Raw genomic sequence first — 21,960 nt, 5'->3', positions numbered from 1 at the left:
GTAGCTAAATAAGCTTATTGCTTCGGCATGGTTTTTTGGAACTCGGCTAAATCGTTCACCACTTGCTGATTAGGCAAGGTAGCAAATGGTTGATCTTTAAAGCTGGTGCCACGCATTTGCACCGAAATACGTGCGGCATCAGGGTTTAATAACGTTTGCTGATAAAAGGCTTTGACGTCATCCAAATTCACCTGCTCCACCGCGGCAATCAGTTTCGCTTTGCTATCAAACTGAAAACGCTCACGGTACCAATCACTGACAAGTGGCTGCATTTCCTCAAACAGATTCTTCGGCGGCTCATTCAAGCTTAGCAATAAACTTTGCTTTAATTGCGCAAATTGCTCAGGCGTTACCTGTTGTAAGCTAAGCCAGTATTGCTGTTTAAACTCGTCAAAGCGTTGCTGCATTTCGGCCGGACCTTTTACCGGTGTTTGAATATACAAACCAAAACCGGTGTATTCATCTAGGTCAATTGCCGTGCCGCCCACCGCATAAGCCAGTTGCTCTTCGGTACGCAGCTTATCAAAGGCTTGATTACTAAAGTGTGATGCTAACACGCTGGCTGCAGCACGCTGTGCCATGCCTTTAGTGGGATGCACATGCATATCGATAAGCGCTACGTCGGTTACATCAATATCGCGCTGCAACACGATGCTTTTACCCGGCGTTGGCTGCCAAAATGGGCTTTGTGTGTAAGCGGTGGATTGCCGTGCTGCAGGTAAAGCCGCTTGCAGCTTACTGACTAAAGCGACTACCTCTTGTTTATCATAGTTACCAAAGGCAAACACCCGTACTTCGTTGTTCAGCAGTGTGTTGCTGATCACCTGTTGTAAATCTGCTAACGTCATTTGCTTAGCGGCGGCTATCAGTTGCTCAGGGTTATAGTTACCGCCACGATAGAGACTGTTAAAAGCCCAAAACGCTTGGCGAAACGGCACTTGCCGCGTCTGGTTAGCAATACCTCGCACATAGCGATCAACCGCTTGGTCAAACCCTTCTTCGGTTATCGCCGGTGTTAACCCCGCTAACACTTGCTCTAATAACTCGGGTTGCTTATCGGTAAAACCATCTAAATTCAGTGTTAAGCCATTACCATCATTCAGCCACATGCTAATACCCGCAGCCTGCGCCTCAGTCGCTAGGGCACTTTGCGCTAAATTGTAGAGATCGCGCCATAAGGCAAAGGCGACTTTTGCCTGCACATTGTTTTGCGCCGCCGGGCTATTTAGCACAATATCTAAACGGCCTTTAGGTTGGTCGGCAAAGACTTTACTGGGGTATAACCACGCTTTAATGCCGGCTTGCTCGTGTACTAAGGTGGGTTTTTGCTGCTCGATGGGCGTTTTAATGGCAAAGCTTTCTGGCAACAAGCGGTTCACTTGCGGTAAGTTCAGCGTCACTATCGGTTGCTGCCACGCCGCTTGCTCTTCTGCACTAATACCAACAATTTTATATTTACCGACATGACGCACCAACTCGCTATCGTGTGGCTCTTGCTTACTGATATACCACAAACGCAAGTTTTCTGGGGTGAGTTGCGCTAATACCTCTTCTATCGCTGCGGCATCAAAGCGTTCATATAAATAGGGTGCGGCGACCACATCTTTGACTGGCAGTTTCAACATCGAGGCGGTTAACTGTGAAGCATAACCAAAACCATCGGTTTTTTCTAAAAATTGAAATTGGTTACTCAGGCTAGTTTTAATTTCATTAAAGTATTTACTATCAACACCTTGCTCTTTAATTAAGGCTAAGTACTGCATCACTACCGCGGTAATCGCCTCGCGCTGTTGCATACCGGCATCGGTCAGGCTCAGATCAATCGTTAGGCTGCCGTAATTACCATAAAAATCTGGGTTCGCTGACACGTTCATGCTGGAAATAAGCCCAGCTGCTTTCAACTGTGCCGCTGCCGTACCCGGCATTTCTGAACCCAGTAAGTAACTGATATATTCATTGGGTTTTACCGCGTATTTTTCTAAATTGGCCCGAATGGTAAAGTCGAGGCGTAGCTGTTTAATATCCTGATTTGGCACATAATGAATGCGCTTAGCACCAAATAAACGGTTATCTATGGGTGTTGTCACGCTGGGAATGGCAATGTCTTTATTTTCAATGGCGGCAAAATGCTTTAACGCCAGCAACTCCATTTCAGCTAACGGTAAATTGCTGATCATGGCTAACTTCATATTATTGGCCGAATAATAGCGCTGATAATATTGCAGCATCTCATCATGCAATTTACTGTCAGGTTTATCGCTTAAACTCTCTAAGCTACCGGCCAAAAAACGATTTGAAGGGTGATCACCAAACATCCGGCGCATCAATTCAAATTGACCGAGGAAATCCATTTCACGACGCATCGACTGCTCAGCATTCACGGCATTGCGTTCTTTGTCTGAGTACTCAGGGTAAAACTTTGGAGATTTGAAGAAATCTGAAAAACGATCTAAGGCTTCATCATACACATTGTTATTAATTTCAAACATGTAGTTGGTAATATCTAACCAAGTGTAAGCATTGTAAGCGCCGTTATGCAGGCTCATAAAACCGGCGTACTCGGCAGGATCAGGATAACGCTCGGTTCCCATAAACAGCATATGCTCTAAATAATGCGCTAAACCTTGCTGTGACATTGGATCTTGTAACATACCCGCGCCGACACTAAGTGACACGGCAGATTTTTCGGACGCCGGATCAGAAACTAACACTACTGCCAACTTATTGGGCAAGGTCAGCGTTTTGTATTGCCGCTGATCGTTCGGACTCACCACTATGGCTGCTGCCGCTTGTTGCATGGTTGTCACATCTAAAGAGGTGCTTTGTTGGGCACAGCCTGTCATCACCGCCAGTGCTACCGCGCTAATTACTAAAAGTTTTTTCATCATTAATTCCCTCAGTGAAAAATGTAAAAATAATGTAGACCAACCATAACCAAATAGCAAACAAATAAACCAAACGTCTCTGAGTATGGTCTGACCTGTACCGGAGTGTGGTCAAACCTGTCTCAGAGACTGGTCTTACCGGTGTCTGAGTGTGGTCGGATCTGTCTCAGAGTGTGGTCGGAGGAGTGTGTGAGTGATGGGCGCTTATCCAATAAAAAATGGCAGCGCGATGCTGCCATTTTTTCTTAAAAGCCCTGCTGATGCTCTAGAAGCTGCCGCGAAGGCCTAGAGCGAAATTACGACCGGGTAGCGGTGTAACATCTCTTAGAAACGAGGTATGCACCAGTGCTAATTCGTCCGTGATATTTTGTGCTTTCACATAAGCGACTAAAGCTTGTTGCCCCCAGTTAAAGCGATAGCTAACACTGGCATCAACCATGGTGTATCCCGGTGTCGCCTCTTCTAAAGTGGCCGTGTTATCTTGCTTAAAATAACGGCTAACGCTGAAGTCGGCATCGAACTGTTCACCTTGATAGGCCAGTTCAGTCATTAAACGCAGCGGCGGCGTACGCGGTAATTCACCGCCACTACGTAAACGAGCGCGAATATAATCGGCTTGCACGGTCAAATGATAAAACTCATCTAACTGCCAATTTACTTGGCCTTCAAAGCCATGCAACGTAACAGAATCGGTTGTATACAGATAAACCGGCAATTCATCGGCGTGATCATGCTCTGCCTCAGGCTCTTCACCTTCATGCGCAAACTCAGCATATAAACCGGTGTTGCCAGCATAATAGTAGTTATCCACGCGGTTATAAAAGGCGTTGAGCACCCAGCCAACATTGCCATGGAACTTACGTAGCGTTAAATCTAAATTGCGCGAACGCTCTAGCCCTTGCGTGGCTTCATTTAATTCAAAGCCATCGCGATCTTCATTTAATTGGAACAAAGCGCCGACTTCGTAACTACGTGTGCCAAGGTGTGGCCCAAACGAAAGTAATTCAGCAGCGCTTGGTGCGCGCTCAGCATGCGAGAACGACAGGCCAACATTATAACCTTCTTGGAAATCCCACACTAAACCGGCCGACACGCTAAATGGATTATAGCGCTCAGCAAAAGCAAAATCGGCAATCTCAGCACCATGCTCTTCACCTGCATGCTCGGCTTCATCGCCATGTAATTCTAAATCAACTAATTTCACTTCAGCGGCATCCAGTCTGACTTGCTCCACACGTGCACCTAACTGCAATAATACGGGGCCAAAGTGCCGCTCGGTCATCCAACCTAAACCCAGCGTGCGAGTCTCTGATGCAGGCGAAAAGGCCTCTTCGCCAACCGCGCCGAAATCACTAAATTTATAATGCAGACTTAAGCCACCCTTCCAGTCAAACCATGGGCGGTGCAGTAACTCGAAACGGGCTTCTTGGCTTTTATTAGTAAAAACCGTGCCCACCTCACCGTTTTCAATTTCGGTATGCTGATAGTCGGTAAAGGCCAAACGACTATTAAACTGTCTAATCCAATGATCAGTAAAATACAGTTCGCTTTGCAGCTGCACGCGATCTTGGGTTTTCTCGGCTTGGGTCAACTCTTCTTCATCACCATGGCTGTGGCCAGGCATACCAAAGTCGCGCTCTAAGCGACCATAGGCTAAACCCACAAAACCATTATCCAGTAATTTGCTACCACCTAAGGTAAAACCTTTACTGGTGCTAAAGGTATTGGCGATACGCTTGGTGCTATGCTCATCATGCTCTGCCTCATCGTGTTCGGCTTCATCATGGTCATGGTCAGAATGATCGTCTAATTCACCTTGCCAATCGCCTGGGGTACGGTAATTAATGCTATCACGCCAAAAACCATCCAAATACACCGCATAATCACTGTTGCCAGTAACCATATTACCCGCCACCAGCTTGGCCGAATCCACGCTTTGTAACTCGGTTATCCACTCTGCACGAGGCGTGCTGTTGCTTGGCACGCGTTCATCTACCACGTTAACCACACCACCAATAGCACCGCTGCCGTAAAATAAGGTTGCAGGCCCACGCAATACTTCAATTTGCTTAGCGGTACTCGCTTCAGTGGCGACACTGTGATCTGGGCCAACGCGAGAGGCATCACCCGCATCTAAACCGTTTTGCATAATTAAAACACGTGGACCATCTAAACCGCGAATAATCGGGCTACTGGCCACGCCACCTTGAAAAGTTGAATGCACACCCACTTGCTTACTGAGCGTATCGCCCAAGGTAGTGGCTTGCTGCATTTTTAATTTGTCACCTGCTAACACACTGATGGGTAATGAAGATTCAATAATAGAAGCGTGTAAAGGGCTGATGGTGACGTCGATAATTTCAATCGAGCTCGCTTGTAGCACTAAGGTCACATCGGTTAAACCGCTAGCAGGCACAGTAAATTGGGCATTACTGTGGCCATAACGGCGCGCTGAAAAGTGCACTTCAACTTGATTAACCGGCACATCTGTGAGCAAAAACTGTCCATTTTCATCTGACACCGTTTTACTGGCACTGCCAGCCACATTTAAGCTGGCATTCGCTAAGGGCTTACCCTTGCTGTCGACGATTTTCCCACTGATCGTGTTAGCGAAGGCGGAAGTGGAGGTTAAACTGGCGGCAATTAATAGCGCCAAAGCACTTTTCTGGTTCATTGGGTCCTCTCTGAGCAACGCGATAGATTAAATGTTATATCGTAACAATATACTGCAATAGTGATATTATCACAATATGCGATTTCGCTAAGCGCGATGTGTGGTCGAGGTTTTACGATAAAGCGCGGTTAATGTTCGAACTACCAGGCCAAGGCTCAGCGCAAAGTCTCCACGTTAAAACGCACAAGAAATCAAAAAAGGTACGTTAACTAACACAAAAAGGGCGGCGCAGCCGGCTATAGAAGAGGTAATAACAAGAACGGCATAAAAACTGAAGAAAGGCTGCGCGGATCGCGATGACTCGCGCAGTAATATAAAACTTAGAGTTGAGCTTGTAGATAATTAGGTAAGCCCAGCATTTTGATTAAGCGCAATTGTTGCTCTAACCAATGCGCGTGATCGGTCTCGGTATCATCTAGCAGCTGTTGTAACATATCGCGGCTGACGTAATCTTGCTCTTGCTCACACAACGCCATGGTTTGTTTTAATAACTTCTGCACGGTGTATTCAACGTTTAAATCGTTTTGCAGCATGGTCGGCACATCTTGCCCGACATGAATAGCATCACGCTTTGTCATATCAGGCACACCGCCCAAGAATAAAATACGTTCAATCAGCGCGGCAGCATGGCCTTTTTCATCGTCAAACTCATGATCGATACGAGCAAACAGCTTACTCAGGCCCCAATCATCATACATCCGAGAATGAATAAAATATTGATCCATAGCGGCTAATTCATTGGCCAGTAAAGTGTTTAACGCACTGATGACTTTTGGACTACCTTGCATTACTCACCTCCTAGTTGCGCTTGTAGATAATTCGGTAAACCCAGCGCGCTAATTTGGTGCTGCTGCGTTTCTAACCAATCTAAATGACTTTCTTCGTATTCTAAGATGTCAGTCAATAAGTCGCGGCTGACATAATCTTGTAAACTTTCACACAGGGCGATGCTTTGCTTTAACAGTGGCAGTTGCTCTAACTGAAAAGCCTCGTCGCATTGCAGCATTTCTGGCGTGTCTTCACCGATCCGCAATTTGCCCAGCGCTTGTAAATTAGGCAAGCCCTCTAGCATTAAGATCCGCTCAATCAATTTATCGGCCTGCTTCATATCTTTAATCGATTTTTTGTAGCAAACCTCGTCTAAGGCCTTTAAGCCCCAATTTTTATAGATGCGGGCATGTAAAAAATATTGATTGATTGAGGTCAGTTCTGCCGTCAGTACTTCATTCAATTTGCTCAGTACCTGAGAATCACCTTGCATAACTCACTCCTGCTAAATGCATTTAGTGATACAGCATAGTACAAAGCCATCAAACAGGCAAAAAAATCATGTATATCATTGATATACAATTAAGAATGCTTTGCATTAGCAATGTGTATTTCGTTCACGGTGCACCACCTATCCTGAAAATCCGTAACCAATCGCAACTCACTTCGTTTTCAGCAAAATTAGCGCTATGGTGAATTGAAGATGTCCGTTTTTAACGCAACACGAGAAATCACTATGCAAGCAATACGTTATATCAGCCTGCTGTGTTTAACACTGGGGTTATCACTGAGTGTTTCACTGCAAGCCGAGCAAATTAGCATTGATATAGACAACGCCATTGTTACCGAGCATCGCACGGAAATTAATGGCCAACGCGTAAACTATAAAGCCCATACCGGCACCCAGCCTGTTTGGGACGATAATGGTCATCCTACGGCCACGCTGTTTTATACGTATTATCAACGCACCGATATTAAAGATAATACTAAACGGCCGTTACTGATTTCCTTTAATGGCGGGCCTGGCTCGGCATCGGTTTGGATGCATATCGCTTACACCGGCCCAAAATCGTTAGTGATTGACGATGAAGGCTTCCCGATCCAGCCTTACGGCGTTAAAGCCAACCCGCACTCGGTGCTGGATGTGGCCGACATTGTGTTTGTTAACCCGGTAAACACCGGCTTCTCACGTGTGCTACCTGGCCCTGACGGTAAAATGCCATCGCGCGAACAACAGCAAAAAATGTTCTTTGGCGTCAATGCCGACATTCGTTACTTAGCAGCTTGGGTGAATACCTTTGTTAATCGCTATGAGCGCTGGCCCTCACCGAAATTTTTAATTGGTGAGAGCTATGGCACTACGCGGGTTTCGGGCTTGGCATTAGCCTTACAAAATAACGAGTGGATGTATTTAAACGGCGTGATTTTGGTTTCGCCTACCGATATCGGTATTGAACGCCAAGGCCCGGTTAAAGCAGCCAATCGCCTACCCTATTTCGCTGCGGCTGCGTGGTATCATCAAGCACTGGCCAGCGATTTACAGCAAAAAGATTTGTACGATATTTTGCCTGAGGTGGAAAACTTCACTTTAAATGAGTATCTACCGGCTTTGGCGCGCGGTAATTCCTTAGCCGATGCGGAAAAACAGCGTATTGCTGGTTTAGTCAGCCGCTACTCGGGTATTAGTGTACAAAATGTGCTGCGGGCCAATTTGGATATCAGCACAGCGTATTTTTGGAAAGAGCTATTACGTGATCGTGGTCAAACGGTCGGACGCTTAGACTCACGCTATCTTGGCCTTGATAAAAGCGATATTGGCGAGCGCCCTGACTATTGGGCAGAGCTAACCTCATGGTTACATTCATTTACCCCAGCGATTAATCATTACCTGCGTACCGAGTTAAATTACAAAACCGACATTAAATACAATATGTTCGGTGATGTGCGGCCTTGGGATAGCAGTAATGACAATACCGGCGAAAACCTTCGTCAAGCCATGGCGCAAAACCCCTACTTACGGGTGTTAACGCAATCGGGTTATTATGATGGCGCCACCAACTACTTTGACGCTAAATATAATATGTGGCAGCTGGATCCCAGCGGCAAAATGAAGGACCGTTTAAGCTTCAAAGGCTATCGTAGTGGCCATATGATGTATCTGCGCAGTGAAGACTTAAAGAAATCAAACGATGATTTACGCGAGTTTATTCTGCAATCATTACCCGCGACTGGCCAAGCTGCGAAATATTAATCTGGCGATAGCGCCTTAGGCTTAACGCCATTAAAAAAGCCGGTGAAGCAAACTTCACCGGCTTTTTTTATGCGGCTTAACAACGCGTTAAACTTATTCTGCGTTATTCGCAAGCGTACTACTGGCTGAGTTTTTCGCCAGTAAGCTTTGCTGTTCCATTTGTGCCGTCAGTTGCTTCACACGTTTAGCAAAGCTGGCTCTGGATTCTGCAGATACCGGCTTCGCTAATGGAATATGCGCCGTCATCGGATTCACGGGCCGGTTATTGATATGCAGTTCGTAATGTAAATGCGGCCCTGTGGAGCGGCCAGTATTACCCGATAAGGCAATACGTTGACCACGGGTAACCCGCTGCCCGCGCTGCACATTAAAGCGGCTTAAATGTAAGTAACGGGTTTTGTAATTACCAAAATGCTGGATCTCGATATATTTACCCGCATAAGGATGATTTTCAATCCGAGTGACCACGCCATCTGCAGGGGCTAACACCGGCGAACCCACCGGTAACGGGAAGTCTGTGCCATTGTGCGGTGACACCCGTTGCGTGATCGGATGTAAGCGGCGCGGGTTAAAATGCGAGCTGATGCGCTGTTGCTTTTGCAGCGGGTAGCGCGAGAACGCACGCTCTAAACTGTCGCCATTTGCATCATAATATTGGCCATCTTCATGCATAAAGGCGCTGAGGGTTTGCCGACGATTCAAAATGCGGATGCCTTCAATGCGGCTTTGCCCGGTACTTTCTTCACCCACGAAGTTTTCACTGCGCAGCACTTGAAACTGGGCGCCGGCTTGGATATCACGCGAAAAATTCAAGCGCTCTTTAAACAGTTGATTAATGTTATAGATATCCGCATCGCTTAAACCCGCGCGCTGCGCGGAAACATAAAAGCTGCCGTACACTTCACCCACCAGAATATCGCTTTGCCACACGCCTTCATCCACGATTTCTTGATAAGCAAACTCATCTGCAGCGACCCGCTGATACACCACTTTTTTACCGGCATGAATATACAGTTCCATGCTTTGTAATTCACCAACATCATCTAACTGCAAGGTCAGTCGATTACCCGGGTGCAGCACGTCAAGCGCCAGCAAGGATTCATCAGAGGCCATCACCTGCTGCACCGTTTGGTAACTGAGGTTATAACGCGCAAAAATACGGCTTAAACTATCGCCACGCGATATCTGGTAAACTTTGACAAAGGGATCTTCAACCGGCTCGGTTTGCAGTTGTTGATGTACCCAACTTAACGCTTGCTCTAACGGCAGTAATTCGAAATTTTGCGGGGCATATTGTAAGCCCATCCCAAGCATCAGCGGTAATACGCCCATGCCACTTGGCTGTGTTTGCTGTGGTTTTGGTAACACCAGCAAGACACTCAAGCCCAGCAAACAACCCAACATCAGGCGTTGATGCAAGGCCGGCACACGACGCCGAAAATCATTGATGAAGTTATTAACCATTTTGCATTCTTTCTTATCGGTTGATGAAGGTGAATGTGGTTGCGGCATTCACTTAGCAAGGCATCACCGCGAAGGCTCGCAGCGGCACTGAAAAAAAATCATTCTATGCCATCAGCCAACGTTTTGCATCCCCACTTTAGCGCTGTTTAACAGATATAATAGCGAGTTTGTTGCATGTTATCGCAAGCACCTGCCCGAATCGACAGAGAGCTGATATAGTCTGACGGAATTTTCCTCAACTTACAGGTATCGTTATGCTGCGTAAAACCGTCGCACTTCTCAGCTGCCTTTGCAGTTTGTCGCTCAGTGCCGCCCCGGTGGTACTTCATAATATCCAAGGCTATGGCTTTGATGAACAACGACAATTAGTCAAATTCCAAACCTTAGTGTTTGATAACGAAACGGGTCAAGTGTTAGCGCGGGGCGATAGCACCTTACGCCAACAGTATGCCCAAGCGACGCAATGGGATGGCCAAGGTAAAACGGTACTCCCAGGCCTGATTGATGGTCATGGCCATGTCCTCGGCTTAGGCGATTACCTTAATCAAGCCGATTTACGTGGCATTAGCAGTGAAAAACAATCGGCTGCCAGTGTCGCGGCATTTGCGCAAAGTAACCCAAAACAACAATGGGTAATGGGCCGCGGTTGGAATCAGGTGCTTTGGGATAGCAAAGCCTTCCCAAGCAAAACCAGTTTAGATGAAATGGTCGCTGACAGACCGGTTTATTTGGTTCGTGTTGATGCGCATGCGGCTTGGGTAAACAGTAAGGCACTGGCCTTGGCGGGGATCACGAAAGATACCATCGACCCTCCTGGCGGTGAAATTATTCGCGATGCCAATGGCGAACCCACCGGCGTGTTAATTGATAATGCCATGGGCTTAGTACAAAGTAAGATCCCTGCGCCAACCAACGAAGATAAACAAGCGGCGCTAGACAAAGCTTTCGCCCACCTATTAGCCTTAGGCATTACCTCAGTACATGATGCTGGCGTAAGCTCAGAGCTGGCCGCCTTGTATCAGCAGTTGCAACAACAGCAACAACTCGGTGTGCGTATCTATCCGATGCTGTCGGCCAAAGATCCGCAACTCGCCGATTGGTTTAAAAAAGGTATAGTGGATGACAGCACTGACTGGTTAGATATTCGGTCGGTAAAAATTTATGGTGACGGTGCCCTGGGTAGCCGTGGTGCAGCGTTACTTAGCGACTACAGTGACCGTGCAGGCCAACAAGGGTTGTTAGTAACACAGCCCGATGCCCTCACCGAAATTATGCGTTTAACCATTGGCGCTGGCTTTCAGGCTAATGTGCATGCCATTGGCGATCGCGCCAATCGTTTAGCTTTAGATCGCTTTGAACAACTCAGCCCGCTGGCTGATTTAGCTAAAGCGCGGCATCGGATTGAACATGCGCAAATTGTTTCACCCAAAGATATTCCGCGCTTTAAAGCCTTACATGTGTTACCGGCAATGCAAGCAGTGCACGCCACGTCAGATATGAATATGGCCGGTGATCGTTTAGGTGTGGCGCGTTTACGTGGGGCTTATGCATGGCGAACCTTTATCGACCAAGGCAGCATCATTGTGGGTGGTTCAGATTTCCCTGTGGAATTGGCCAACCCGTTTCATGGTTTACATGCCTCAGTGACACGGCAAGACCAACAAAATCAGCCCGAAGGCGGTTGGATGCCAGAGCAACGCCTCACCTTGGTGGAGGCATTACGCTCCTTTACCGTTGATGCGGCCTATGGTGCGTTTCAAGAAGATAAAATGGGGCATTTACAACCGGGCAGCTGGGCCGATTTTATCTTAGTTGATCGGGATATTTTTAACGTACCGGCGACGGAACTGTGGCAAACCACCACCTTAGAAACGTGGATCCACGGCAAACAACGTTATAAAAAATAACCCAGTAAAAAGCCGCGATTAACGCGGCTATGGATGGCGCTGCTGGCGAAAGCCGCAGCGCAAATAGCTTAAGGCAGTTTATTCTTCGATAACTTCTTCGAGTTCAGAGAAATCTGGGCTCGCTTTGCGGTTATGTTTATCACGTAATTTACCGACAATCGAAGCTAACTTACGTTGTAGCTTATCGGCAGCGCCCGTTACGGCTTGGCCAACCGTTGCAGCATGTTCGGTTACGGCAACAGGTTCAACACCTTCTAATCGAGCCTCTAACAAGCAGCGTTTATCATGGCCATCACGCTTAATGCTGCTGTTCTCATCACTTAAATGCACTTCAACCCGAGTAATATGATCGGCAAAACGGCTTAATTTGCTGTTTAACGTATCACGGGTAAACTCGGCCAAACGTTCATCGGCCTGGATATGCCGGTCACTGTTTATCTGTACTTGCATAGGCTACTCCTTTTGAAAACGGTGTGTTGTCACTACCAGTGCAGCTCACAATCACACCGCATGCACTTTATAATTGGAGACAATCAACCTAACAGTCAAGGGTAAAAGCAGAAAATAACCGACATATTTTCAGACAGCACCGCAAAGTCTGGTTAAAATAGCCCAATGTTGGATCACGAAAGTCAGCAATATGATAAGCATTAAATGGGCTAAGCTGATTAAATCGCTTCAGCTAAAAAAACACCGTAAAGCCGAGCAACTGTTTTTTGTTGAAGGTGAAAAAGCCGTATTAGAAGTACTCGAATCGGGTTGGACAGTGCGCGCCCTCTTTGCCACCGAACGCTTTATTACCGCACAGCCACAGGCCATTAAAGCAGCACAACTCCTGCAAGCCTGCAGTAGTGATGAGCTGGTAAAATGTGGCACTTTTAGTAGTAATGACGCGGCCTTGGCAGTGGTGGCAATGCCGCAATGGCCTGCTTTTAGCCCGACAGCCACTAGCTGGACCTTGGTGCTCGATAACATTAATGATCCAGGTAATCTGGGCAGTATTATTCGCATTGCCGACTGGTATGGTATTCGTCATATTGTCTGCTCACCTGACACGGCCGACTGCTTTAACCCTAAAGTGATTGCGGCGGCTAAAGGCTCTTTTTTACGGGTACAACTGCACTATTTGCCGTTAACAGAAGTATTAAGCCACGCCCAGCAACCCATTTATGGCGCCTATTTGGGTGGCGAGTCCATCCATCAATTAAGCTTAAACAGCTTAGGGGGCTATATCGTAATGGGCAATGAAGCCAACGGTATTAGCCAAGACGTTGGCCACTGGGTCAATCGTCAAATCACTATTCCGGCCTTTGGTAACGCAGAATCGTTAAATGTTGGCATCGCCGCTGCCGTGATTTGTGATAATTTAATGCGCTTAACCGCGCAATCTGAAGAGAGCAACTTATGACCTTTCCTACCATCGAAGCCTATGTTGGCAATACGCCATTGGTGCGCTTGCAACGTATGGCCAGTCACACGCAAAGCGTGGTGTTATGTAAGCTCGAAGGCAATAACCCTGCCGGTTCAGTGAAAGATCGCCCGGCAATGAATATGATTGCAGAGGCCGAGCGCCGTGGCACTATTCAGCCAGGGCAGCGTATTATTGAAGCGACCAGTGGCAATACCGGTATTGCTTTGGCCATGGCGGCTGCCATCAAAGGCTATCCAATGACCCTTATTATGCCCGCCAATGCCACTGAAGAGCGTAAAGCCTCTATGCGAGCCTATGGCGCAGAATTGATTTTAGTCAGCAAAGAACAAGGCATGGAAGGTGCGCGTGATTTGGCCATGCAAATGCAAGCTGATGGCAAAGGTATCGTTTTAGATCAATTTAACAATACGGATAACCCTGCTGCGCATTACCACAGCACGGGGCCTGAGCTTTGGCAGCAAACCGAGGGGAAAATAACCCATTTCGTTTCCAGCATGGGCACTACCGGTACCATCATGGGCACTTCGTGTTATTTAAAAGAACAAAACCCGGCGATTCAAATCATTGGTTTGCAGCCCGCCGAAGGCGCCAGTATTCCGGGGATCCGTCGTTGGCCGGCTGAATACCTGCCGGGCTTTTTTCAAGCCGAACGTGTTGATCAAGTGATCGATATTGAACAAGACGCCGCACTGGATACTATGCGGCGCCTGGCCAAAGAAGAAGGCATTTTCGCCGGTGTCAGCTCAGGAGGCTCGGTGTTCGCGGCTTTGCAAATCGCTGAACAAAATCCAGGCTCAATAGTGGTTGCGATAATTTGCGATCGCGGAGATCGCTACCTATCATCCAATATTTTTTAAGCGCAGCGCAGCGTGAGTTTTGAATATCTGGCGCTGCTTGCCGCGGCTTGCTGGGCCTTTGGCAGTTTATTATCGGCGCAAGCCGCGACGCATCTGGGTGCCTTTGCCTTTAATCGCTATCGCATGCTGGTGGCGATGCTGTTGCTTTGGGGCATTTCGCTCCTTACCGAGGGTTGGCGCACATTAGACAGTGCTAGCATCTTGCTGTTAACGGTTTCCGGTGTCATTGGTATTGTGATTGGCGATACCGCACTGTTTGCCGCGATGAATCGCTTAGGCCCGCGCCGTGCCGGTGTATTGTTCGCTACCCATGCGTTATTTTCCGTGGTTCTGGCTTACTTTTGGCTTGGTGAAACCCTCTGGGGGTTAACCTTGGTTGGCAGCAGTATGCTAATGGGTGGCGTGATGATTGCGATTTTATTTGGTAAACGTCGCGCAGAACAACACATCTGGGAAACCAATCAATATGGCTTAGCCAGTGGCGTAGCCTTAGGCTTGCTGGCGGCATTTTGCCAAGCGGTTTCTACCTTAATGCTAAAACCACTGATGCTAACCGCTATTGATGCGATTGCCGCTTCAGCGGTGCGCATGAGCAGCGGTTTTCTATTACATCTGCTGATTTTTTTACTCGGTTTTCAGGTGGCGCGTAGCCATTTGCCGATTACAGCACGCATTTTATGGTTAGTGATTATCAATGCCAGCTTATCGATGGTGCTGGGCATGACCTTGATTTTGCAGGCCCTAAAATACGGTGATGCCGGCATGGTGGCGATGCTGTCATCGATTAGCCCGGTGTTAGTGCTGCCGATGTTATGGTTAGTGTATAAACGCACACCGGCTTGGGGCGCATGGTTAGGCGCTTTATGCACCGTTGTGGGCACCATGTTGATTTTATGGCATTAAATGCAGGCATTTCTGCCATGCCCGTCAGTAAAATTGCAGCATTCCCTGTCGTTCGGCCGTAGCAACCCACTAGCTTGCTCTGATATAGTGCAGTTTCGATAGAAAAAGAGGTTTACAGCATGCAATGGCAGGTCCTTACCTTCGCTGAATTAGACACCCTGACACTTTATTCATTACTGCAACTGCGAGTAGATGTCTTTGTCGTGGAGCAGAACTGTCCTTATCCGGAATTGGACGATAAAGATTTACACCCGCAAACACGCCATGTGATGTTGAAAAAAGGCGACAAAGTGATCGCTTATTCACGTATTTTAGCGCCAGATGTCAGCTTTAAAGGCTTTCCAGGTATTGGTCGCGTGTGCATTTCTCAAACCGCACGCCGATTGGGTTTAGGTAAAATCTTAGTCGAAAGAACATTAGCGGAAGTCGCCAACTTATGGCCTGATACCGATGTGCATATTTCAGCGCAGTGTTATTTACAACGCTTTTATCAAGATCTCGGTTTTGCTGCTGCCAGTGAGCCTTATCTGGAAGATGATATTCCACATTTAAAGATGATCCGTGCTGCGCACTAAGTTGCTGCTACCGATGTAAAAGCGGATGAGCAGTAAGCAATAAAAAACCCGCCATATCTCAGTAATACCGATCAGTTTAGTGTTTAACTGATCGGCATCACCGAATCACGGCGGGTTTTTCTAATAAGCAGCGGCCTGCTTAGAACCGATAACGGAAGCCCGCTTCGACAGAGCGTTCAGTGCCGACATAAATACCTTGGCGTAAACCCGTAATGTAGTCTTTATCTGTCAGGTTTTTCACTGAACCAAAAACGGTAAAGCCTTCAAATACCTGATACTGCGCAAACAAATCATACACAGTGTAAGCCGGTAACAAGCCTCCCCAAATGCCGCCTGCCGCGGTTGTTGGAATAGCCACTTGGTTACTGGCATCACCATATTGTTCACCACGGTGATGTGCCGATAAACTCAAGCTTACGGCTTCGATGTTGTAGCTTAGTGCCATATTAGCGAGTAACTTAGGCGCATAAGGTAAGCGATTACCTGCAAAATCCCCGGTTTCAAACTCAGACGTCGGCACCCAGGTTGCATTACTGTCGATTCGAAACCCCGCACCGAGGTTGTAGCCGAGTACCAATTCCATCCCTGCATGCTTAGTGGCACCGGCGTTCGACTGGGATAAATTCGGGTTACTGTTACCGGTTACTACTTGATTAGTGAAGTCCATATAAAACGCGGCGGCTTCATAATTCAACTCGCCCGCATTACCACGTATGCCAAACTCGTAATTCGTCGATTGCTCACCTTCTAACAACTGATCAGCCAAACCATCTAACGCCACACCATTAGATGCCGGCGAAAACGCACGGTACACACCACCATATAACTGGCTGGCTGGGGTTAACTCATAAGTAGCACCGACACCTGGCAAAAACTCCGTATTGCTGGTTTTGGCCGTTGCACCGTTATCGGTTAACACCACACGTTTTTGCTCGTAGGACTCTACACGTAAGCCTGGGGTCACGGCTAAAGCGCCGGTTAACTGGATACGGCTTTGCGCATAAGCAGCAATACTGGTGGCAGAATCAATAATATGCCGGTCGTTAACACCTGAGCGATCCGACAAACGCGTTGCACGAATGCGGTTATCATCGGCCTCTTCTTTCATTAAACGTAAGCCAAGCTCCGTCGCAGCAGCGGCGCCCATGAAGTCTTGATCAAAGCTTAAACGGCTTTCAATACCAACACGTTCAAAACTGCGGTTATTGCCGGTTAAGGTATCAGCATATACCCAACGACCAGCAGCATTAGACGCCGCCGTATCAACATCATAACGCCAGTAATCGCGTGTAATATCACTCCAATACACGAGGGTATTGAGTTTAGTGGTGTCGCTTAGCAGCAATTCATGGTTTAAATCAAATGCCGTACGATCAGTTAAATACCAATCATCGGGTGCAGCGTTATAACGCTCACCATTTTCAAAAGCGTCTAAAAAAATACCACGATAGGAAATATTGGCATCGTTTTCATGATAAGCAAATTTCAGCCCGACTTTTTGCGTGTCACTTAAAGCAATACCGGCTTTGACCATCACATCTGACATGTCATAGCCTTTATCCATAAAGCCGTCGCTGCTTGCTTGCGTGGCAACAATACCCGCAAAAGCGTCTTCAGCGGCGTTAGTGGCGCCCGCCTCTACATTCACTTCTTGCATATTGAACGAACCAACACGCGCAGATAACTGTACGCCATCATCCGGATTTTTTGTGATGTAGTTCACTACGCCGCCGATGGTAGAAGGGCCATAACGTAATGAGGCCGAACCTTTTAACACTTCGACCGACTCCACACGCTGAATACGGGTATTAAAATAGCGATCGTTACCAATAAATAAACCCGGTGCCACTGGCACACCGTCTTCTAATAATAGCGATTTTGATTCACTGGCCGATAAACCGCGCATACCAAAGTTGGCGACAATGGCGGTTTCTTCTTCGCTTTTAATGTTAATGCCTGGCACGCGACGCAGTACGTCTTCGGTAGATAAGGGTTGTACTTGCTCTATTTGCTTGCGGTCAATCAAGATAACTGAGCCGGTTTCATCAAACACATGGCTCTGCTGTTGGCCTTTGACTTTCAGCACTTCGATAGCCGGCATAATTTTACTGGCTTGTTGATCAGGGCTGGTCACTTCAGCGGTTTCGGCTTGAGTACTCGCAGCAGCGAATGAGCATAAAATGGCAGCAGCAATTGGATGATAATTCAGATATTTCATAGCAACCTATCTAATTTAATAATGGTTCAACAAGTAAAGTGGGCGCAAGAATAGCACTCATCAATACCAATGACAATTATTATCATTTAGATTTGCGTAAGCATTGCTAAATTACCGAGTGGGCGCGGCGTATAATTGCTCTGCCCGATTAAACAAGATCCAACTGGTGAGGATATATTTGTCGTTCGATACCGGCGTACAACCGCGGTGCGTGTGCGTGAAGTAAGCCGGTGCAATCACCATGCGGCCCTGTTGCGGTTGAATGGATTTCTGTTGATAAAAAAACTCGGTTTGACCGCCTTCTGTCACATCATTTAAATAAAACATAAATAATAACGTGCGATGCAACGGCTCGTTATCTGGCAGTTGTGGGTAAACCTCACAATGCCAATAGTTATAGTTGCCTTTTGCCTGTTGATATTTTTGCGCTTGGATCGGCCCTAACCGATACAAGGTACGCATAAAACCAAAGGTTTGCTCTTGGCTAAACTGGCCAAAATTATCATGGTTCACCGGCTGCGGTTGCTGAGTGATGGGATCTTGCGTAGTAATCCCAACCGGGGCAATCAAGGCAAAATGGTATTTTTTAAAATACTCATGCGCATAATGCGAGGTAATCTGTATTACTTGCTGCAGTAGTTGTTGATACTCAGGATATTGATTTAAATATAAGTCAGTACTGATTTTTTTACTGGTATCTACCCCAGAGCCGGTACGACCCGCTTGTTTATGTGGGCTTTTGTCAAAAGCACGGATCAACTGTTGGCAAAGAGCCGGGCTTAGCGCATTATCGTATACTTCGATAAAATCGGTCATTTAGGCAATCCTGACTATGTTTACTGAAACTTTGCAGCCCCGCTTCTCAGAAACCGATGCACTGGGCCATATAAATAACACGGTATTTGCAACCTGGTTTGAAAGCGGTCGCCAAGGCGTTTTTCGCATTTTCACTCCAGATTTAGACGTCAAACGTTGGACGCTGATTATCGCCAGCATTCACATTAATTACCATGCCCAAACGCACTATAACGCCCCTGTAGAGCTACGGACTTGGATCAGCCGTATCGGCGGTAGTTCCTTTGATATTTATCAAGAGGCTTGGCAAAACGGCCAAAAATGCGCATCCGGCACTGCCGTTATGGTGAAGTTCGATTATACACAACAACGCGCCAGTAAGCTGACAACAATAGAGCAAGCCGCGTTAAACTCGCATTTACTGCCCACGCCTTAGCGTTAACGGGGGGCAATTGGTCGAAAGCCACTAGCCAGAGGCGACAATCCCCCGTAAGTTAGCTTGGTACTAGCCACCAACGGAGCCATTAAATGAACTATAAAATCCCCCTGTTGTGTTTCAGCGTGTTAATTAGCATGCCGCTGCAAGCCTTTGATCGGATCACGGGCAAAGACTTTGCCAGCCGCTCAGAAGTGATCGCAACCGAAGCAATGGCCGCAACCAGCCATCCGTTAGCCACACAAATCGCTCTGGATATCATGAAACAAGGCGGTAATGCCATTGATGCAGCCATTGCCGCTAACGCCGCACTGGGTTTAATGGAGCCAACCGGCAATGGTATTGGTGGTGACTTATACGCCATTATCTGGGATGCGAAAACCGCACGTTTGCACGGTTTAAACGCCTCTGGCCGTTCACCGATGGGGCTGAGTTACGATACCTTAAAAGCCGAGCTGGATAAGCTGGGCCGCCACGATTTACCACCACATGGCATGTTGCCGATCAGTGTGCCAGGTGCGGTTGATGGCTGGTTCGAGATGCATCAAAAATTTGGCAAATTACCTATGCCGAAAATTCTGCAGCCTACCATTCATTATGCCGAAAAAGGCTTCCCCGTTACCGAACTCATTGCTTATTACTGGGATCGTAGCGTGCCGATTTTAAGTAAACAACCGGGCGATTTTAGCGGCACTTATACCATTAATGGTCGTGCGCCGGCTAAAGGCGAGATTTTTAAAAACCCCGCGCTCGCCAATACCTTAAAAGCCATTGCTAAACATGGCCGCGATGCTTTTTATCGTGGTGAGATCACCCGCAAAATTGACAGCTTTATGCAACAAAACGGCGGCTACTTACGCTATGACGATTTTGCCAAACATCGTTCAGATTGGGTTGAGCCAGTAGGGGTTGATTACAAAGGCTATACGCTGTGGGAATTACCGCCAAATGGCCAAGGGATTGCGGCCTTACAAATGCTGCAAATTCTAAAAAACTTTGATTTAGCCAAGCTGGGTTTTAACAGCGCCGAAAGTATTCACTTAATGGTGGAAGCGAAAAAGTTGGCGTTTGAAGATCGCGCGAAGTTTTATGCCGATATGGATTTTAATCAATCACCGATTGCCGGCCTGATCTCAGAAGCCTACGGCAAAGAGCGGGCAAAACTGATTGGTGAGCGCGCCGCACAACGGGTTGATGCGGGTAACCCGAATCTGTACGAAGGCGATACTATCTATATGACCACGGCAGACAAAGACGGCAATATGGTGTCGCTTATTCAAAGTAATTATCGCGGCATGGGTTCAGGCGTTACCGTACCGGGCCTGGGCTTTATCTTTCAAGATCGCGGCCAATTATTCTCGATGGATAAACAACACGCCAACGCTTATCAACCTGGCAAAAGACCTTTTAATACCATTATCCCGGCCTTTATTACCAAAGATAACAAACCATTAATGAGCTACGGTGTCATGGGAGGAGCGATGCAACCGCAAGGTCATGTGCAAATCTTAGTGAATATGGTCGACTATGGCATGAACCTGCAAGAAGCGGGTGATGCCGCCCGCTGGCAGCATTTAGGGAGCACTGAGCCAACAGATGGCCAAGACGCTTACCTGCAAAATGGCGGTTATATAGAGGTAGAACGCGGTGTGCCCTTTGAAACCGTGCGCGAGTTACAGCAACGCGGCCATGACATCCGCTGGGGCTTAGGTGGCTATGGCGGCTATCAAGCTATTATGCGCGATCATGCCAACGGCGTTTGGATTGGCGCCTCTGAATCACGCAAAGATGGGCAAGCTGCAGGTTACTAACGCGTTATAAGCTGACGGCATCCGCCGTCAGCGACACCTTGGCATCATGGTGTTGCTCGATATGCCGAATGGCTTGTGTTACATCACCATCAAAAGGCACTGCCGACGCAGTACGTTGTTTACGCAAGCTAATTCGCTCCGCGGCTTTTAAATAACGCATAATCTCTTCTTCACTTTTTAATTGCAGCCGTGGCACCCGCACCGGTTTACCCGTTTCGCTGTCTTTGGCAATCATCGTGAAGTACGACGAATTACAATGCTTAACCAGACCCGTTTGAATATTTTGGGCATCAACACGGATCCCCACCACCATCGAACTCGCGCCCACATAATTGACAGAGGCGTTTAGTGTGACTAACTCACCTACTTCAATAGGGTTAAGAAAGTCGACGCGATCTACCGATGCGGTGACGCAATATTTACCGCTAAACTTAGAGCCACAAGCAAAGGCAATTTGGTCCATTAACGACAACAAGTAACCGCCGTGGATTTTACCACTAAAGTTAGAATGGGAAGGCAACATCAGCTGCGACAAGGTAATTTGTGAACATTTCACTGTTTTGTATGCGTTATCCATGGCAAGCACTCCAATATATGTGTGTCACAACTTAGTTTAGTTGCTCTGTTAAGGGTTTGTCTTGCACTAAGATCCATGGCGAAATCACCACTGCCCAAAGCTCCGTTTTTGCCTGATACCATTGCTGCGCTTGTTGCTCTGTGGTGCGACGAATACTGCCCTGACTTAACCAATCGGCAACTTGTGCTTTATTATCCTGACTAAAAGCAAACGCCACTTCAATTAAATCGGCCACCGGCTCCACGCTGATCACATTGCCCGCAGCATAAAACTTTTGCAACTCGAGCCAACTGATACGCGCCGTTTCGGCAATAATTTTGGCACGGATTAAGGTAGGATCTTCAGCCTCCTCAATCAAATGGGCGTCAGGTGGGGTAATCGCAGTCATAACATCCTCAACGTCGTTT

At 47.3% G+C, this 21,960-nt stretch carries 18 protein-coding genes; 8 read left to right on the top strand and 10 right to left on the bottom strand.

The window, feature by feature from the left end:
• Positions 1 to 14 precede the first annotated feature (14 nt).
• The 4 genes from LMJ53_RS02890 to bfr (LMJ53_RS02875) form a co-directional block, all read right to left on the bottom strand.
• On the bottom strand, positions 15 to 2,885 hold the full coding sequence (locus LMJ53_RS02890) for an insulinase family protein (protein ID WP_229584717.1): 2,871 nt from the start codon (positions 2,883 to 2,885) through the stop codon (positions 15 to 17).
• 265 nt (positions 2,886 to 3,150) lie between these two features.
• On the bottom strand, positions 3,151 to 5,559 hold the full coding sequence (locus tag LMJ53_RS02885) for a TonB-dependent receptor (RefSeq protein WP_229584716.1): 2,409 nt from the start codon (positions 5,557 to 5,559) through the stop codon (positions 3,151 to 3,153).
• A gap of 320 nt (positions 5,560 to 5,879) precedes the next feature.
• Positions 5,880 to 6,347: a bacterioferritin gene (gene bfr / locus LMJ53_RS02880; RefSeq protein ID WP_229584715.1), complete on the bottom strand. Its 468-nt coding sequence runs from the start codon at positions 6,345 to 6,347 to the stop codon at positions 5,880 to 5,882.
• Positions 6,347 to 6,820 carry a bacterioferritin gene (bfr, locus tag LMJ53_RS02875; RefSeq protein WP_226750402.1) on the bottom strand — a complete coding sequence of 158 codons (474 nt, stop codon included), beginning with the start codon at positions 6,818 to 6,820 and terminating at the stop codon, positions 6,347 to 6,349. Before bfr (LMJ53_RS02875) ends, bfr (LMJ53_RS02880) begins: the two co-directional genes overlap by 1 nt.
• A gap of 210 nt (positions 6,821 to 7,030) precedes the next feature.
• Between bfr (LMJ53_RS02875) and LMJ53_RS02870 the strand changes: the two genes are divergently transcribed.
• A complete protein-coding gene (locus LMJ53_RS02870; RefSeq protein WP_229584714.1) occupies positions 7,031 to 8,578 on the top strand; it encodes a S10 family peptidase in 1,548 nt (515 codons plus the stop codon).
• 93 nt (positions 8,579 to 8,671) lie between these two features.
• Here LMJ53_RS02870 and LMJ53_RS02865 read toward each other — a convergent pair whose 3' ends face one another.
• Positions 8,672 to 10,042 carry a peptidoglycan DD-metalloendopeptidase family protein gene (locus LMJ53_RS02865; RefSeq protein WP_229584713.1) on the bottom strand — a complete coding sequence of 457 codons (1,371 nt, stop codon included), beginning with the start codon at positions 10,040 to 10,042 and terminating at the stop codon, positions 8,672 to 8,674.
• A 254-nt stretch (positions 10,043 to 10,296) separates the two neighbouring features.
• Here LMJ53_RS02865 and LMJ53_RS02860 point away from each other — a divergent pair, with 254 nt between their 5' ends.
• Positions 10,297 to 11,949 carry an amidohydrolase gene (locus LMJ53_RS02860; protein WP_229584712.1) on the top strand — a complete coding sequence of 551 codons (1,653 nt, stop codon included), beginning with the start codon at positions 10,297 to 10,299 and terminating at the stop codon, positions 11,947 to 11,949.
• Positions 11,950 to 12,027: 78 nt separating this feature from the next.
• Here LMJ53_RS02860 and LMJ53_RS02855 read toward each other — a convergent pair whose 3' ends face one another.
• The gene (locus LMJ53_RS02855) at positions 12,028 to 12,399 is read right to left on the bottom strand and encodes an HPF/RaiA family ribosome-associated protein (RefSeq protein ID WP_226750406.1); all 372 of its coding nucleotides are present in this window, start codon (positions 12,397 to 12,399) and stop codon (positions 12,028 to 12,030) included.
• A 190-nt stretch (positions 12,400 to 12,589) separates the two neighbouring features.
• Between LMJ53_RS02855 and LMJ53_RS02850 the strand changes: the two genes are divergently transcribed.
• The 4 genes from LMJ53_RS02850 (at position 12,590) to LMJ53_RS02835 (ending at position 15,716) form a co-directional block, all read left to right on the top strand.
• On the top strand, positions 12,590 to 13,357 hold the full coding sequence (locus tag LMJ53_RS02850) for a TrmH family RNA methyltransferase (protein WP_229584711.1): 768 nt from the start codon (positions 12,590 to 12,592) through the stop codon (positions 13,355 to 13,357).
• Positions 13,354 to 14,238, top strand: a complete 885-nt coding sequence (gene cysM / locus LMJ53_RS02845) for a cysteine synthase CysM (RefSeq protein WP_229584710.1) — start codon at positions 13,354 to 13,356, stop codon at positions 14,236 to 14,238. The genes LMJ53_RS02850 and cysM overlap by 4 nt, the downstream gene beginning before the upstream one ends.
• A gap of 12 nt (positions 14,239 to 14,250) precedes the next feature.
• Positions 14,251 to 15,141 (top strand): DMT family transporter, encoded by an 891-nt coding sequence (locus LMJ53_RS02840; RefSeq protein WP_229584709.1) that lies wholly within the window; start codon positions 14,251 to 14,253, stop codon positions 15,139 to 15,141.
• A gap of 119 nt (positions 15,142 to 15,260) precedes the next feature.
• Positions 15,261 to 15,716 (top strand): GNAT family N-acetyltransferase, encoded by a 456-nt coding sequence (locus LMJ53_RS02835; protein WP_226750410.1) that lies wholly within the window; start codon positions 15,261 to 15,263, stop codon positions 15,714 to 15,716.
• Between the two features lie 139 nt (positions 15,717 to 15,855).
• Here the strand turns inward: LMJ53_RS02835 and LMJ53_RS02830 are convergent, their stop codons facing one another.
• Positions 15,856 to 17,934, bottom strand: coding sequence for a TonB-dependent receptor family protein (locus tag LMJ53_RS02830; protein ID WP_229584708.1), 2,079 nt, complete (start codon positions 17,932 to 17,934; stop codon positions 15,856 to 15,858).
• A 111-nt stretch (positions 17,935 to 18,045) separates the two neighbouring features.
• Positions 18,046 to 18,750, bottom strand: coding sequence for a 2OG-Fe(II) oxygenase (locus LMJ53_RS02825; protein ID WP_229584707.1), 705 nt, complete (start codon positions 18,748 to 18,750; stop codon positions 18,046 to 18,048).
• Positions 18,751 to 18,766: 16 nt separating this feature from the next.
• On the opposite strand from LMJ53_RS02825, the gene LMJ53_RS02820 reads away from it, so the two are divergent.
• Complete coding sequence (locus LMJ53_RS02820; protein WP_226750413.1) at positions 18,767 to 19,165, top strand: acyl-CoA thioesterase; 399 nt, start codon at positions 18,767 to 18,769, stop codon at positions 19,163 to 19,165.
• 92 nt (positions 19,166 to 19,257) lie between these two features.
• Positions 19,258 to 20,976, top strand: a complete 1,719-nt coding sequence (ggt, locus tag LMJ53_RS02815) for a gamma-glutamyltransferase (RefSeq protein ID WP_229584706.1) — start codon at positions 19,258 to 19,260, stop codon at positions 20,974 to 20,976.
• A gap of 4 nt (positions 20,977 to 20,980) precedes the next feature.
• Here ggt and LMJ53_RS02810 read toward each other — a convergent pair whose 3' ends face one another.
• A complete protein-coding gene (locus LMJ53_RS02810) occupies positions 20,981 to 21,553 on the bottom strand; it encodes an acyl-CoA thioesterase (RefSeq protein WP_229584705.1) in 573 nt (190 codons plus the stop codon).
• 31 nt (positions 21,554 to 21,584) lie between these two features.
• The gene (locus LMJ53_RS02805) at positions 21,585 to 21,941 is read right to left on the bottom strand and encodes a DUF2288 domain-containing protein (protein ID WP_229584704.1); all 357 of its coding nucleotides are present in this window, start codon (positions 21,939 to 21,941) and stop codon (positions 21,585 to 21,587) included.
• Positions 21,942 to 21,960: the final 19 nt, after the last annotated feature.

Origin of the sequence: Rheinheimera sp. UJ51, from assembly GCF_020819615.1 — a bacterium.
In the GTDB taxonomy this organism is placed as follows: domain Bacteria; phylum Pseudomonadota; class Gammaproteobacteria; order Enterobacterales; family Alteromonadaceae; genus Alishewanella; species Alishewanella maricola.
Note: the sequence above shows the minus strand (reverse complement) of the source record. Positions and strands in the feature narration are given on the sequence as shown.